This is a genomic window from Deltaproteobacteria bacterium (assembly GCA_026712905.1).
Lineage (GTDB): Bacteria > Desulfobacterota > Binatia > UBA9968 > JAJDTQ01 > JAJDTQ01.
This window is the reverse complement of the sequence record JAPOPM010000098.1, coordinates 16,223-30,587: the sequence shown is the minus strand read 5'-3', so window position 1 is coordinate 30,587 and position 14,365 is coordinate 16,223. Positions and strand designations below refer to the sequence as shown.

Here is a 14,365-nt window from a genome sequence, read left to right as displayed (position 1 = left end):
GCAACACTTCACGCCGCCCACGGGCGTCAGGCCGGTCTCCGGTCCCGAATCCGGCGCACCTTGATGCGGTTCTCGACCCCGAGGGAACGGCCAAGCTCGCCCGGCGACAGGAGCATGGCTTCCATGCTGAGGTTCGTCGCCACCTTGAGCTCCCGCTCCAGTTGCCGCTTGATCCCGTCGCCGGCCTCCGCGCCGGGACGCATCTCCACTTCCACCGTCAGCGTGTCCCGCTGTCCCACCCGGTCCACGGTGACCCGGTACTCGCGGGTGAGCTGCGGCAGCCGCTCCAGGGCGGTCTCCACCGAGGTGGGATAGAACGGGATGCCGCTCACCTTGACCATGTCGCTCAGCCGGCCCTGAAGCTTCGAGATGCGCCGGAAGGTGCGCCCGCAGCCGCAGTCGTCCTCGATGAAGGTGCACAGGTCCTCGATGTTGTAGCGGATCACCGGCGCCGCCTCCTTGAAGAGGCAGGTGACCACCAGCACGCCCTCCCGGCCCGGCGGCACCGGCTCGTGGGTGGCCGGGTCCAGCACCTCGAAGATGTAGGCGTCCTCGTTGACGTGGTAACCGTTCCGTTCCTCGCACTCGAAGGTGGGGGAGCCGGTCTCCACGCTGCCGAAGTTGTCGTAGGCGGACACGCCCCAGCGGCTCTCGATGGCCCGCCGCGCGGCCTCGGTCATGGTCTCGGAGGTATGGATCGTGCGCCGCAGGTTGAAGTCCTTCCGGAGGTCGAAGCCCTGCCCTTCGGCCACGTCGGCCAGATGGAGCACGTAGGACGGGGTTCCCGCGAGCACGGTGACGCCCCAGTCCCGGGCGATCTTCACCTGCCGCTCGCTCGGGGTGACGCTGCCGCTGCCCGTGGGCACCACCAGCGCGCCCAGGTGCATGGCGCCCTCGGAGGCGGTGAACCCCACGATGAAGAGCGTATAGGCAAACACGATCTGGAGGATGTCCCCTTCCCTCACCCCCTGGGCATGGAAGCGCCGGCTCCACAGCCGGGCGATGATGTCCCAGTCGTTGCGCGTGAAGAAGAAAGGTTTGGGATTGCCCGAGGTGCCGGAGCTGGCCTGGACCCGCACGGCGGGGAAGTCGCCCTGGTAGTCGCCGAACGGCGGATGGAATCTGAGGCTGTCCTCGAAGTCGCTCTTGCGGATGACCGGGAGCTTGTGAATGTCGCCGGCCGTGCGGATGTCGCCGGGCTCGATGCCCGCCGCCTTCCAGCGCTCGCGGTAGAACGGGATGTGGTCCCAGGAGCGCTGTACCAGGGCGGCCAGGCGCTCTCCCTGGAGTTTCCGGATGAGTTCCGGCGGCGCGTTCTCGATCTCCCGGCTTTCGGGTGCGCCGGGATACGGTGAACTCGCGGCCGTCATGCACAGCCCCGTGAAAACGCCGACTTGGTCCGGTACGACGCGAACGACTGAAAAGGAGATTGCGCCTTCACGAGAACCCTGACGATTCGCTACTTGCTTTGTGAAACGACCTCGTTCAGCGTTGCCTCGGCCGCGTTGAACATGTCGGCCAGAATCTCCTGGCGCCGCGCCTTCAACCGCTCAACCCGGTCACACAGCACATCCGTGATCTCGGCCAAGGCTTGCTCGCGGGTCTCACGGGCAAGGCTTGTATCGTTCCTGTACTCGTACTTCTCCACCGTGTACTCGGCGATGTCGGCGATGTTGTCGCCGATCACGTTGAAATCCGCGGAGCCGCGGATCTTGTTGAGCCTGGCTTCAATGTCTTTTCCGGCCTGAGCCATCGTAGTCTCCCTGCGGGTTGCCACCCCTGTCGGAGTCAGGCGCTTTCGAACGCCTCCACCGCCGAAACCTGCGAATCGTAGACCGGGATGACCTTGTCGAAGCCGCTGACTTCGACAATGCCGCGAACCCCTTCCCGGAGCGCGCATATGCCGAACTTCTTCCCCGGCCCGTTGAACTTCTTGGCGATGGTCAGAGCGACTCTCAGTCCGGCGCTGCTGAGGAAGGTCACGTTCTCGAAGTCCAGGATAAGGGCGTCGTCGGACGAATCGACACCGTTCTCCAACAGGCGCTCGAACAGCGCGGCGTTGGCGCTGCTGAAACGACCGACCAGCATGGCGATCACGATCTCGCCCTTCCTGCCCCACTTGACATCGACGTCCATGCGTTCCAACTCCTTCCGGCTCGGACGGAGACCCGGCCTGCGATTTTACGCGTGGATCAGTGCCACGTTCCTCGTGGCCGCCGAGCGCGTCCCGCGGCCGCGAGGGCTGGATTCGGACCGAAAACCGCTTAGGGCTGCGGCTCGATGAGCGACACCTCGCCGCTCTCCAGGTTGTAGCGCCGGCGCAGGATCTTGGTCAGATCCGCGCTCAGGAACCGGAAGACCACCGCGGGCGTCTCCGCCGCATGCGTCGAATGGATTTGCCCCGTCAAATAGGGGTAGACGACGCCGGGTCCCAGCTTGTGCACTTCCTTGGTGTGCATATCCGCCTTCTCCGCGTTCTTGCCGTCGTCGACGCGCTCGTAGAGGCTGATCTCCGTGAGTCCCTGGTAGGCGCCGTAGACCACCCAGCACGGGCCGTGGTCATGGGGCAGGTTACCGTGTCCCTGGGGATGCACGTGACCCATCTGGACGAAGCCGTACTCCGGATCCCGGTAAAGCTCCCGCGACGGCTGCGCGTCACGGATGATCTCCGCAATCCAGGGATCGTCGGGACTGGTGGATGCGAGCATCCGTTCCATGGCGGCCTGCACCTTGAAGGGGAGATTCGCGTCGTTGCTGTCCTTCCACAGCGCGCGGAGTTCCTCGATGTAACGGTCGAACGTGCTGCTGGTGGTTGCCGGATCAAGTGCCATTTCACACCTCCTCTTGTGAGTGCCTACGACACCTCTTGCCAGCCACAACGGCATTGGCGGAGCGATTATACATAAAGGCACCCGAGAATCATAGAGGAAACGCGGGCAAGAAGGCAATCATGAATATCGTTTCGGCTATGTGTCATTGAGTTTTTAGCATGATTAGGGAACGCTTCCCGACGCATGAGCCCGCGCGACGCACGACGGCCTTGACAACGCCGGACCATTCCGGGATCATCGGCGCGTTTCGGGGCCCGGCCGGACATACCGGGCATTCCGTCAGAGGAGTGGCAATGATACTCGCAATCGACCATCACGACGCCGAACGGCTTCTCGACATGCCCACGAGTCTGGCGGTGCTCGAGGAAGTCTATCGGGACCTGGGCACGGGAGCCGCCATCACGAGTCCCCGCATCGACCTGCTCACCCCCGACTCCTACGTGGACGGCAACGGCAACACGTTGCCCGGCGCCCACAGCCTGAAGACCATGTCCGCGGCCACGCAGAAGTACGCCGCCATCCGCTTCCTCACCGACAAACTCTTCTGGCAGGAGCGCGACGGCAGCTTTCGCCGCGACCGGACCCCGGGCACCCGGCGGTCCCACAGCGTCACGCGCGGCTTGCTCTTCCTCTTCAGCCTGGAGAACGGCGACTTGCTGGCCATGGTCAGCGAAGGGCACATCCGCAATCTCCGGGTAGGTGCCGCGGCGGGTCTCGCGGCTCGGTATCTTGCCAAACCCGACGCCGCCACCGTGGGCGTGTTGGGGACCGGTTTCATGGCTGGGGCGCACGTGGACGCCATGCTGAACGTTACCGACGGGATCAAGTCGATACGGGTTTTCAGTCCCAACCCGGAGCACCGGAAGCGTTTTGTCGAGGACCCGCGGTGGGAGAATTGCCCGGACGTATCGGCCGTCCACAGCGCCGAGGAAGCCATGCGCGGCAGCGACATCGTCATCATCGCCACGAACGCCCTGACGCCGGTGATCCAGACCGCATGGCTGGAACCCGGCATGTACGTGTGCTCGGTGCGCCACTGCGAGATCGCGCCGGACACCTTCGGCCGCTTCGACGTGCTCGCGGTCAACTCCAGGGACAACCTCGGGCCGACGGTCTTCGTCGCCAAGAACGACAAGGGCCCCCTGCCCCAGCAGGTTCTGCTGGACATCGACAAAGGCTACCCGCCCGGCGACGCCGTGGACATCGACTGGGCCCACACCCCGGACCTGCCCGACCTCCTCCTCAATCGCCACCCCGGCCGCACCGACTCCGAGCAGATCACCTGCTTCAACAACAGCGTCGGCTTCGGCCTGCAGTTCGCCGCCCTCGCCGGCAAGGTTTACGAGGCCGCCGTCAGCCAGGGAATAGGGCGAGAGATACCGGAGGATTTGTTCCCGGACCTCTTTTAGTGTGGTGTCTGGTTAATTGGAGGAAGTCGGCGGCGGCACGAGGGGTGTCGCGATGGGTTCGCTCCACAGGCGGGGTTGGTTCCCTGCCTTCTCGATCAGGATCCACTTGAGCCAAGACTCGTCGTCGCGGTCGGGAAAGTCCTCGCGCAGGTGGCTCATGCGGCTCTCGCGCCGCAGCAGCGACGCTTCCAGCATCAGCCGGGCGGTCTCGACCATGCATCGGGTCTCGCGCAGGCGCACGAATCCGTGGACGTGGGCGGCGCGGCTTTGGGCGCCGCGTTCGGCGATGGCGTCCAGCTCTTCCAGTGCCTGCCGCATGCGGGTTTCGTGCTTCAGAATGGAGACCTCGTACGGGAAGATGAGGGACTGGAGCGCGCGCAGCAGGTCGTCGTCGCTCTTCTCGTCGCCGCCGCGCCAACCCGCCAGGACTTCCGCCTTGACCGAACGGGCCTGTCCCTCGGACACCCGCGGCCCATCGAATCGGCGGGCGTCGTCCGCGGCGCTCCTGCCGGCGATCCAGCCGGTGCCGTTGCAGGCGCCGATGTGGAAGCCGGCGAAGTGGCTCGCGCAGCTTGCCTGTGCCAGTCCGGCGGCCAGGAGGCCCGGGACCGAGGAGCGGCACGAGGCGTCGGTCTTGATTCCCATCTTGGTCATCTGGAACAGCGGGTAGTACTCCGTCCTGCCGAACATGTCGATGCGCGCGCGGTCGCCGAGCTTGCGGAAGAAATAGTCCATCCACGCCACCGAGCTTTGCAGGTATTGGCCGCGCTCCTCTTCCGGGATGAGTGACATGTCCAGGTAGAGAGGGCTTCTCCCCTCTTTCTTCTCCTGCACCATGGCTTTGCTCAGCGCCTGCACGTCGGCCCGGTCCGCCCAGTCGGGTTCGTAGTGTTCCATGAACGGCTCGCCCTGGGCGTTGACGAAGCGGGCGCCGTCCTGGATGGCGAAGGTGATGCCCTCGAAATAGAACTTGGGGGTGCCCGGCCGGAGATAACCGAACTCGGCGTTGGTGAGCACCGCGCCCGCGGCGTAGGCCAGGTGGGTGCCGGTGCCGGTGAGGTCCCGGACAAAGCCGGCGCGGAACGTGACGCTGTTGGTGGCCAGCACGGTGGCCCCGGCGCGCACGATGACGAACTCGCCCGTGCGCCCGTCGATGCCGTAGGCGCCGGTCACGCGCCCGTCGTCATCCCGGGCGAGATCCGTGACGAAGACTCGCTCCAGCAGGTCCACGCCCTCGGCCTCCAGCGCCTTGCGCAGACGCCAGCAGTATTCCAGCCCGCCGCCGTCGGGCTTGAGTACCTTGGTGATCTTGAGGCCGCGCGTGGGCCGGCGCACAAACTCGCCGTCCTCCTTGGGGAACACGAGCCCCATCTTCTCCATCTCGAGCAACTGGAAGTGAGAGACGGACAGGACCTCGTGGATCAGTTCCTGCTCGGCGATCCACTCGTTTCCCTCCACGATGTCGCGCACGCAGGCGTCGAGATCGTCCTCGGGGGTCACCACCACCATCCACGCGTTGGAGAAGGCGGTGTGTCCGGTGCGTCCCACCATGTGGGCGTCGAGCAGGGTGACGCGGCCGTCGGGAAGGTGCCGCTTGGCGCTCAGCGCGGCCCAGAGCCCGCCGGCGCCCGCGCCGACGACGAGCACGTCCGTGTCGATGAGTCTGCCGATCGTGTCAAGCATCTTCAAGTGCGGGAGCGAAGCGGCGCATCGTGGTGGGCTTCGAGATTCGTCCGGCCAGCGCGGTGAGCCCAAGTTACCACGGAAGCGGCCGGCGCCTCACGATGGGATGGACGTCGATACACTGCACCGGGCAGAAGATCTCGCAGTTGAAGCAGGTCACGCAGTGCTCCACGTGCTTGAGCACGGGCACGAGCCGTCCGCCCTGCTCTTCCATGTGGATGATGTCCGCGGGGCAGACCGGGTCACAGTCTCCGCAACTCGTGCACTTCTCGAGGTCGATGTCGACGATCATGATACCGTGGTCCGTGCGCCGGAGCGTTGCCCCCCGGCCGTCACGAATCCAGCTTCAACAGCTTCGCCGCCGTGCCGCCCATGATCGCGTCCTTCTCGGCGTCGGTCAACGGCAGGCCCCGGATGGCGTCGATGTATTCCCTGAGCGCGGTCATGCCCTTGCCCGTATCCGTACTGACACCGGTAAAGTCCTGGGGATAGTCGGTGGCGAACACCATCCGGTCGGAACGGATCCCCTGGAAAGCGCAGCCCAACGCCACGGTGCCCCCTTCGAAGCCCGCCATGTCGAAGTAGAGCATGTCGAAGTAATGCTCGAAGGGCTTGTCCAGCGTGCCGAAGCGATAGGCCTTGGCCACCAGCCGGTCCTTCACGCCGGCGATGCCGCCGCCGAAGTGGCCGATGACGAACTTGAGGTCGGGAAAGCGCTCCAGCACGCCACCGGCGACGATGCGCGTGGCGGCCACCGCCAGGTCCACCTCCCGGCCCAGGATGCGCGCCAGGTCGTAGTCCAGCAGCAGCCCGTAGCCCTCGGGCACCATGGCGGGATGGACGAAGACGGGCACGTCCAGGGCGCTGACCTTCTCGTAGAACGGAAATAGCTGCTCGGAGTCCAGCGGCAGGCCGCGGAACTGGGAGGTTGTGGCGACGCCGTGGAGCCCCAGTTCGCCGACGGCCCGGTCGAACTCGGCCATGGCGGGCGCGCCGCCCAGGAGCGGCGCCTGCGCCAAGCCGACGAAGCGGTCCGGATAGCGACGCTGCAACTCCGCCAGGCTGTCGTTGATGGCGCGGTTGTCCTCCAGGGTGGCGTCCCAACCCAGGAGACAGGAGAGCACCGACACGTCCACCCCGGCGTCGTCCATGTCCCGGAGCTGCATCTCGGCGTCGTAGAGCCGCGCGTGCATGGTCAGCCGCGGCACGCCGGTGTCGAGCTTGGCGAAGGACGGCGTCTCGGAATAGAGCCCGTGCTTCTGGGCGATCTCCTTGGGTACGTAGTGATGTTGGAAATCGACGATCATACGAATCCTCCTGCCAATCCCGCCTACGGCGACGGCGAGTAGCCCTTGTCCAGCCACTCGCCCAGGTCCGCGCCGAACCACTCGGTGGGCAGCTCGCGGCCGAGCCCCCTCTTCTTGCACTCCTCGTAGATCACCGCGCCCGCGGCGGCGAACTGTATGCCGACCCCGGTGTTGCTCTTGTAATAAATGATGTCGTCCGCGCTCTTGCGGCCGGGGTTCTCGCCGATGAGAACCTGCCCCAGCTCGCAGATCTTGTCCCAGCCGATCTTGCCCTCGTCGATGAGGTCGAGCATCTCGCGCTGCTGGTTGTGCAGGGAGGTCTCCTTGTTGTTGAGCACGACGAGATCCGCCCGCGTGAAGGTGGTGGCATCCGCCTCGGTGCGGCGATGCACTCCGTCGGTGTTGACGATGGTTGTGACCAACTGGCCGGGCACCAGCCAATCGCCATCGAACACCGGCGTGCTGGCGTTGGTGGCGCACATGACGATGTCCGCGCCTTCCACCACCGCCCGGGCGTTGTCCACCGGGCGCACCTGGATATCGAGCCGGCCCGTCATCTCCATGGCGAACCGTTCCCGGTGCTCCTTGGTGACGCTGTATACGCGCACCTCGCGCACGTCCCGCACCGCGCAGATCGCCGCCAGATTCTGCACCGCCTCGTTGCCCGAGCCGAACAACCCCACCACCCGGCTGTCCTCCCGCGACAGCGCCCGGGTCGCCACGCCGGTGGTGGCGCCCACCCGGATCGCGGACAGGCTGAAGTCGTGAATGATAGCGAGTGGTTCCGCGTCCTCCAGGTTGAACAACAAAACGAAGCCCCAGCTCCGGCGCGCCGGATACGGATAGTCCATGCGCTTGAGCCCCTCCACCATCCGCTCCCGCACCACCATGGAGTCGTAGCGCAGCGCCGCCACCCCGGAACTCGGCACCGCACCCGGAATGATGTTTGCCATGTAACCGTCGGAATCGGGGTCTGGCGGCACCTTGTAGCGCGTACGCGGCTTGTTGACCGCGATCCCCCGCGCCTCCTCGGCAAAGGCCCGCTCCATGTCGTCGATGATGTCCTCCACCCGAAGGACCTGTTGCACGTCAGGGTCGGCGATCAAAAGCATTAGGATATCTCCTCTCGGCTCGGCGGTCCCATCTTCTTCCGTTGTTCACTACCAGAACGCAACACTTGTGACGAGGATGGCCCGCCATACCCGCCTTGCCCGTCGCGGCGCCCCTCTGGTACATTAAAACCAAGGCATCGGCCGGAGTCCCGTCCGGCACCGCCGCATCGCCCACCACGAGCCGTTAGCTCAGCAGGTAGAGCATCTGCCTTTTAAGCAGAGGGTCGTCGGTTCGAGCCCGACACGGCTCACCAACAAAATCAAGGGGTTAGGCGGGATCGGCGGGAACGGAGAAAGCGATAAGTCACCAATAGGTCACCACAGATACAATGGCCGAACTTATCCACGACTGTCCCCATTGCGCGGCCTCAAGGACCGCCTTCACATGCCACGGTTCACAATACTTCTCTGATGAAGAAGAGGCGATCCCCCAGTGGAACACCCTTTTCGTGTGCCGCCACTGTCACGGGGGCATGGTCGTAAGATTCTTTGCAGTTATCGGCGGCGACTTAGACCCCATAAATTGCATCGGCGACCCACGAACTGATGGTTTCCGGATTAACGCTGTTTACCCTTCTCCAGCCAGACTGGAGGCACCTGCCCATGTCCCGTGCAAACTCGCCAAGGACTATGTAGAGGGATTAGAAAATCTCCGCGACGCGAAACTCACAAGCGCGGGGATAATGTTCAGACGAGTCCTCGACATAGCGACAAAGCGCCTCGCCCCGGACAAGAAAGACATGACGCTTTATGACCGCATCGTCTACCTGGAGAAGGCGGGGAAGATCACTCCAGAACTACGGGGCTTGGCAGATCGTATTCGTTTAGATGGCAATGAGGCAGTTCACGGGGAAAACTTTGACAAAACCAAGGTGGCTCAACTAAGCGACTTTACAAATTTGTTTCTCGTTTACACATTCTCGCTTCCCAAACGTGTCCAACTGGCCAAGGACGCATCCACCACAAACAAGAAATCCTCCAACCCTTGAATCCGTTCGCCGACGGGTCACTCACGGATCGGCTGTTTCGTTTTCCAGACGGCAACGCCGTCGGGGTTCCGGTGTTCCCATAGGTGGACGGTGCGCCCGTGGACGGTGCGAACTCGGCCCGTGACCTTGAAGTCGCGCGGGCAGTCATTCGCCGGTCTCGTGTGCCAGCCGGTCTCCGGGCTTGGCAGGCCGCGCGGCTTCACTTCGCCGGGCGGGGTTGCGTGCAGTTCAGACACACGCCGGACGGGGGCAGCGGTCTACAGCAGTCCGCGCAGAGCGAAATCATAAGTCACCTCCCAGGCCGACGGCTTCCAGCGCCACGGGCAGGGCCACGCCGGCCGCCGTCAACTTGCTGACCACCTGCGCCCGGCTCACCATGTCCATAGCGTAGGTGTCGAACTGGAGCTGGACCGGCTCCGCCAGCTTCTCGGTCAACTCGTGCTCGACCAGCCGGGCCAGCGGCAACACCGTGTTCAAGTGCCAGCGCCGGACGGTTTCTCGCTGACTTGTGCCGTCGCTGTCCAGGAACAGGGACGGGGGCATACCGCAGGCAGCCAGGACGCGCGAGAACGCGCTGTCAGCCGCCTTGACCATGCTGTCCGGGGGCATCGGCCCCAACCTGGACGCCTGCCAGTCGCGAGCCGGCGCCGCGCCCCGACCTTCGCCCCAACCGGCCGCCGAAGTCTCCACGAGAAGCGCCTTGCCGCGAGCCGTGCGAATGTCGGCTTTCAGCGCCGCCAGCGGGTCGCTTTCGTCGCCGTCGCCGCCATCCTGTGGAACCGCAAGAAGGTTCGCCAGCGGCCCGCCCGCTTCGTCCGCCAGGGACCGCTCGGCTTCGGCCATCAAGCGCGTTGACGTGTGTGCCCACGACGTTGGCCCGGTGCCGACGTATGGTTGCCCCGGCGTGCCGCCCCAGCGGACGAACACCACGGCCGCCGCCGGGAGATTCCATGTCGTGCTGGTGCTCGGCCCGTAAACCGTCGCCCGGACCGTCCAGCTTGCCGGATCGTGCGAGCCCTCCCAGTGCCCGCTTGACGCGGGAATCAGCCGGACGCGGCCCGTGCCGTCCAGCCGAATGACGTGCATATCCACCAAGGCTGTCACGACGGGCAAGAGCCGATCCGCAAGCGCCTGATTCACGGCCAAGGCTTCGGCCAAGGCGGCCCCGGTCAACGTCACAGCCATACGCGCCGCCTCCGTGCCCGGTCCCGGCGTCGCACTTCCGCGAGACTGCCCGCGTAGCTGGGCGAGTCCACCAGGCCCACGCCCATCAGGGCCGCTTCCTGAATGCGCCGAACGCCGTTCGTGAAGGTCTGCTTGACGGCCTTGAACTCCACCATCCCCTCACCCAGGAGCGGATCCAACCGGAGGGCGTCTGTCCCGCACCACCCCCCTCATCAGAAGTGGGACCTTTTCGATTGACACAAATGGGACATTTTCAGCTGACTTTGACATCGGCGTCTGACTGCATCGGCGCGAGCCTCGAAGGTGAGAGTCCCGTAGCGGCAATGCTCTCGGGACCTCCCTCCAACCCGGCAGCGCCATTTCCAGCAACATGCCTTGTACCGTGCGGTGCGGATGTCTTTCTTCAGTTCGATCAGCTGTGTCATTCTCACCAGCTTGTGGGATGGCGACGAATCGGTCGCGCCCACTATGGCGGAGAGACACCGGCTTGGCTTGACAGGTCGCGTCGATGACGGTTATCGGTTTGGCGTCTGGAGGTGAAACTGATGAGAGTTGCCTTGCTCGTCTTGGCCATGCTTCTGACAGGATGCGTCCGTGTTAGCACTGTCCCACTGGCAACGGATGCCGTGCAAATCACAGCCCGAGCCGCTCCGGCTTGCGGCCAAGAGGGCGCCGAACGGGTGGCCTTGCATCAAGCCTCGATAGAAACAATCAAACGGGAATTCGATCGTTTCATGATCGTAGGTAGTGGTTCTTCCAGTACCAACCGGCAGGTCGGGCATACGCCCATTACGGCACAGGTCACGCCATCCGGCAACGTGAACGTTTACGGGGGCCAACCCATCATGGCCGGAACCCATAATCAGGTTTTCACTGTCAAGATGTTTCGCGAAGGGGATCCCGCTGGGGATAAGGCCCTGTCCGCTAGAGAGTTGTTGGGCATCGACTGGAAGGAACTCGTAGCTAAGGACACACCCGTTACCTGTGTGACTGAACCCTAGTCCGTTGCCGTCCCGGGCAGTCTTCACCGCCGGAACCAACAACCTCTCACAAACCTGAGCGATAAATTTGACAAATTGTAAATGTCATTTACAATTTGCATATGAAGATCCAACGGCAAGTCCACCATACGGTCCTCACGGATCTGGAACAGTTTCCGGCGGTGGCCATCCTCGGACCGCGGCAGGCAGGGAAGACCACTCTTGCCAAGGCGGTGATATCGTCACGCCCGAATACTCTGTACCTGGACCTCGAACGCCCATCCCACCTGTCCCGTTTACAGGACCCGGAGACCTTTCTCTCCCTGCACCGTGACAAGTTGGTGTGCATCGACGAGGTGCAACTGCGGCCCGACCTGTTCCCGCTGTTGCGTTCGTTGGTCGACGAGGACCGTCGTGCCGGGCGGTTCCTGATCCTCGGTTCGTCTTCTCCCGAGCTTCTTCGGCAGTCTTCCGAGACTCTCGCGGGGCGGCTGTCCTATGTCTACATCACCCCGTTCCATCAGAAAGAGTTGGAACGGCCGGAGAAGGGACCCACGGACTGGCGTAGGTTGTTGTGGCGCGGCGGGTTCCCTTCCAGTTACCTGGCAACCACGGACGGCCGCAGCTTTCGCTGGCGCGAGAGCTACATACAGACCTTCGTCGAGCGCGACTTGCGTCAGTTCGGAATCGATCTGACACCGCAATACATGCGGCGGCTCTGGCTCATGTGCTGCCACCTGCACGGCCAGATCGTGAACTACTCGGCCCTCGGGCAATCCCTGGACCGAACGCACCCCACCCTGAAGAGGCACATCGACATCCTCGAAGCCACGTTCATGATGCGCCGGCTACCGCCCTTCGCCGTCAACACAAAGAAGCGGTTGGTCAAATCGCCCAAGCTCTATGTACGGGATTCCGGGCTGCTGACCTGCCTGCTGGAACTGGACAGCTTCGACAAGTTGTACGGCCATCCGGTCTACGGTGCGTGCTGGGAAGGGTTTGCGCTGGAGAACGTTCTTTCTCTGCTTCAGCCGCGAGGGATGTACGGCTTTTTCAGGACGCGCACCGGAGAGGAAATCGATTTGGTTGTGGAGCGCGACGGGAAACGGATCGGGTTCGAGTTCAAGACTTCATCGAACCCCAGCCTCACCAAGGGAAGCCGGACGGCCGTCGATCTGCTGGACCTGGACAGGCTGTTCGTCGTGGTGCCGCAGGGAAGCGCCTACCCCATCGACACGGACCGCGTTTGGGTGACGCCGCTGGACGAGATCGAAAATCACATCTGATGCGCGCGGCAGGCTGCGTTAGACTGCCACTTGAATTGAAACCGGCACCGCCCCCCGAATCGTCATTCCCGCGGAAGCGGGAATCCAGGGGTGGTGGTGGGGCACTGCAGGGGCGTTTCCCCGCCCGGCCACCCCTGGATTCCCGCTTCCGCGGGAATGACGATTCGGGGGGTGGTGCCTCACCAGTTTTGACACAGCCGCTTCCGCGGCAATGACGATTCAGGGGGTCGTTGCCTCTCCCGGACGGAGTTTCGACACAGCCTGCTTCCGCGGGACCGACGATTCGGGGTGGCGGTGCCGTGTCGTGGTTTGGCGGTGTATTGCCACACCCCAATTCACGGGAATGACGTTTCGAGGGTTCCCTGGCTCGCCAGTGTCACCCCAGCGTCCACTCCTCCCCCTCGACGACTTCGCCATCGACGCAGACGTAGTCCATCTCGTCCTCGGTCCGGGCGTTCTCCCCTGTCGCGTCGACTCGCCGGATGTCTTTTCGGTCCGATTTGTAGGCGGCGAAGCGCAGCAGCGCGAGCGCGGTGTCGCCGGTGCTCTCGAACTGGTAGTAGACCCCTTCGGGAAGAAGGATGCCCTCGCCCTTTCCCAGGACCGTAGCCTTCTGGTCCTTGTCGAAGAAGGTGGCCTCGCCGTCGAGCACGACGAACATGTGGTCCTCGCCGGGGTGGGTGTGGAGCTTGTTCTTGCGGCCGGGGGCATAGTAGTTGAGGCCGCTCATCAGGACGTCGGTCCGAACCAGCGGCATGTGGCTGCGGCCGCCGGTGATGCAGGGGGTCTTTACTGAAAAGGTCTGAGCTTCCATGGTTCTCCTCCTTGGGGATGTCTGGTGATGTCTCCGCGATGGGTTCCGTAGTGGCCTATCCCGCATTCCGATAGAAATTTCAAGGTCCATTGGCTAGGATGTCCGGCATGGAGGCGACCTACGTCATCGCCGTGCGGCACGGCGAGACCGAGTGGAACACGGAGGGGCGGCGCCAGGGGCACCTCGACAGCACGCTCACGGCCAAGGGGCGCGCGCAGGCGGAAGCGCTGGCGCAGCGGTTCACTCCGGACAGTTGCAACGCCATCTACAGCAGCGACCTGGGGCGCGCCTACGAGACCGCCAGGACCATCGCGGAAAAGACCGGACATGAGGTCGTGTCCGACCCGCGCCTGCGCGAGCGCAACCTCGGCATCTTTCAGGGGCTCGACGGCGACGAGATCCGTAAACGTTACCCGACGGAGTACGAGGAGCACCGCAAGGGCGGAGCGGACCACGCGGTGCCGTCGGGAGAGAGTTTCCGGCAACAGTCCGCGCGCAACATGGAGTGCCTGGAAGTGTTGGCCCGGCGCCACGAGGGCAAGAGCATCATGGTGGTCACCCACGGCGGCGTCCTGAGCGCTCTGTTCCGGCACACCCTGTCCATCCCGCTGGACGCACCCCGGCGCTTTTCGTTCAAGAACGCCAGCGTCAACCTTTTCAAGTTCCAGGACGGCACCTGGGGGTTGGAGACCTGGGGCGACATCACCCATCTCCAGCGGGTGGGCGCCCTGGACCTGTCCTATTTCTGAGCCACGCCGGGACAAGCGGG

At 64.1% G+C, this 14,365-nt stretch carries 16 protein-coding genes and 1 tRNA gene; 6 read left to right on the top strand and 11 right to left on the bottom strand.

The window, feature by feature from the left end; genetic code table 11:
• Positions 1 to 26: 26 nt before the first annotated feature.
• From OXF11_07375 to OXF11_07360, 4 genes are all read right to left on the bottom strand, one after another.
• Positions 27 to 1,370 carry an AMP-binding protein gene (locus OXF11_07375; GenBank protein ID MCY4486923.1) on the bottom strand — a complete coding sequence of 448 codons (1,344 nt, stop codon included), beginning with the start codon at positions 1,368 to 1,370 and terminating at the stop codon, positions 27 to 29.
• An 89-nt stretch (positions 1,371 to 1,459) separates the two neighbouring features.
• Positions 1,460 to 1,753 (bottom strand): hypothetical protein, encoded by a 294-nt coding sequence (locus OXF11_07370; GenBank protein ID MCY4486922.1) that lies wholly within the window; start codon positions 1,751 to 1,753, stop codon positions 1,460 to 1,462.
• Between the two features lie 35 nt (positions 1,754 to 1,788).
• Positions 1,789 to 2,136, bottom strand: a complete 348-nt coding sequence (locus OXF11_07365) for an STAS domain-containing protein (GenBank protein MCY4486921.1) — start codon at positions 2,134 to 2,136, stop codon at positions 1,789 to 1,791.
• A gap of 128 nt (positions 2,137 to 2,264) precedes the next feature.
• Complete coding sequence (locus tag OXF11_07360) at positions 2,265 to 2,831, bottom strand: hypothetical protein (protein ID MCY4486920.1); 567 nt, start codon at positions 2,829 to 2,831, stop codon at positions 2,265 to 2,267.
• A gap of 293 nt (positions 2,832 to 3,124) precedes the next feature.
• Here OXF11_07360 and OXF11_07355 point away from each other — a divergent pair, with 293 nt between their 5' ends.
• Complete coding sequence (locus OXF11_07355; GenBank protein ID MCY4486919.1) at positions 3,125 to 4,240, top strand: Gfo/Idh/MocA family oxidoreductase; 1,116 nt, start codon at positions 3,125 to 3,127, stop codon at positions 4,238 to 4,240.
• A gap of 12 nt (positions 4,241 to 4,252) precedes the next feature.
• Here OXF11_07355 and OXF11_07350 read toward each other — a convergent pair whose 3' ends face one another.
• The 4 genes from OXF11_07350 to OXF11_07335 all read right to left on the bottom strand — a co-directional run bounded on the left by OXF11_07350 (position 4,253) and on the right by OXF11_07335 (position 8,342).
• Positions 4,253 to 5,923: an FAD-binding protein gene (locus OXF11_07350; GenBank protein MCY4486918.1), complete on the bottom strand. Its 1,671-nt coding sequence runs from the start codon at positions 5,921 to 5,923 to the stop codon at positions 4,253 to 4,255.
• 73 nt (positions 5,924 to 5,996) lie between these two features.
• Positions 5,997 to 6,215 carry a 4Fe-4S dicluster domain-containing protein gene (locus tag OXF11_07345; GenBank protein ID MCY4486917.1) on the bottom strand — a complete coding sequence of 73 codons (219 nt, stop codon included), beginning with the start codon at positions 6,213 to 6,215 and terminating at the stop codon, positions 5,997 to 5,999.
• Positions 6,216 to 6,255: 40 nt separating this feature from the next.
• The gene (locus tag OXF11_07340) at positions 6,256 to 7,230 is read right to left on the bottom strand and encodes an amidohydrolase family protein (protein MCY4486916.1); all 975 of its coding nucleotides are present in this window, start codon (positions 7,228 to 7,230) and stop codon (positions 6,256 to 6,258) included.
• Between the two features lie 23 nt (positions 7,231 to 7,253).
• On the bottom strand, positions 7,254 to 8,342 hold the full coding sequence (locus tag OXF11_07335; GenBank protein MCY4486915.1) for an ornithine cyclodeaminase family protein: 1,089 nt from the start codon (positions 8,340 to 8,342) through the stop codon (positions 7,254 to 7,256).
• A 178-nt stretch (positions 8,343 to 8,520) separates the two neighbouring features.
• Between OXF11_07335 and OXF11_07330 the strand changes: the two genes are divergently transcribed.
• Both OXF11_07330 and OXF11_07325 read left to right on the top strand, forming a co-directional pair.
• A tRNA-Lys gene (locus OXF11_07330) sits at positions 8,521 to 8,596 on the top strand.
• Positions 8,597 to 8,671: 75 nt separating this feature from the next.
• Positions 8,672 to 9,331, top strand: a complete 660-nt coding sequence (locus tag OXF11_07325) for a DUF4145 domain-containing protein (protein MCY4486914.1) — start codon at positions 8,672 to 8,674, stop codon at positions 9,329 to 9,331.
• 282 nt (positions 9,332 to 9,613) lie between these two features.
• Here the strand turns inward: OXF11_07325 and OXF11_07320 are convergent, their stop codons facing one another.
• A complete protein-coding gene (locus OXF11_07320) occupies positions 9,614 to 10,516 on the bottom strand; it encodes a hypothetical protein (GenBank protein ID MCY4486913.1) in 903 nt (300 codons plus the stop codon).
• Positions 10,507 to 10,695, bottom strand: a complete 189-nt coding sequence (locus OXF11_07315; protein ID MCY4486912.1) for a hypothetical protein — start codon at positions 10,693 to 10,695, stop codon at positions 10,507 to 10,509. Before OXF11_07315 ends, OXF11_07320 begins: the two co-directional genes overlap by 10 nt.
• A gap of 366 nt (positions 10,696 to 11,061) precedes the next feature.
• Between OXF11_07315 and OXF11_07310 the strand changes: the two genes are divergently transcribed.
• Complete coding sequence (locus OXF11_07310; GenBank protein ID MCY4486911.1) at positions 11,062 to 11,517, top strand: hypothetical protein; 456 nt, start codon at positions 11,062 to 11,064, stop codon at positions 11,515 to 11,517.
• Between the two features lie 101 nt (positions 11,518 to 11,618).
• A complete protein-coding gene (locus OXF11_07305) occupies positions 11,619 to 12,782 on the top strand; it encodes an ATP-binding protein (GenBank protein MCY4486910.1) in 1,164 nt (387 codons plus the stop codon).
• A gap of 376 nt (positions 12,783 to 13,158) precedes the next feature.
• Here the strand turns inward: OXF11_07305 and OXF11_07300 are convergent, their stop codons facing one another.
• Positions 13,159 to 13,596: a cupin domain-containing protein gene (locus OXF11_07300; protein ID MCY4486909.1), complete on the bottom strand. Its 438-nt coding sequence runs from the start codon at positions 13,594 to 13,596 to the stop codon at positions 13,159 to 13,161.
• A 107-nt stretch (positions 13,597 to 13,703) separates the two neighbouring features.
• Between OXF11_07300 and OXF11_07295 the strand changes: the two genes are divergently transcribed.
• Positions 13,704 to 14,345: a histidine phosphatase family protein gene (locus OXF11_07295; protein ID MCY4486908.1), complete on the top strand. Its 642-nt coding sequence runs from the start codon at positions 13,704 to 13,706 to the stop codon at positions 14,343 to 14,345.
• Positions 14,346 to 14,365 lie beyond the last annotated feature (20 nt).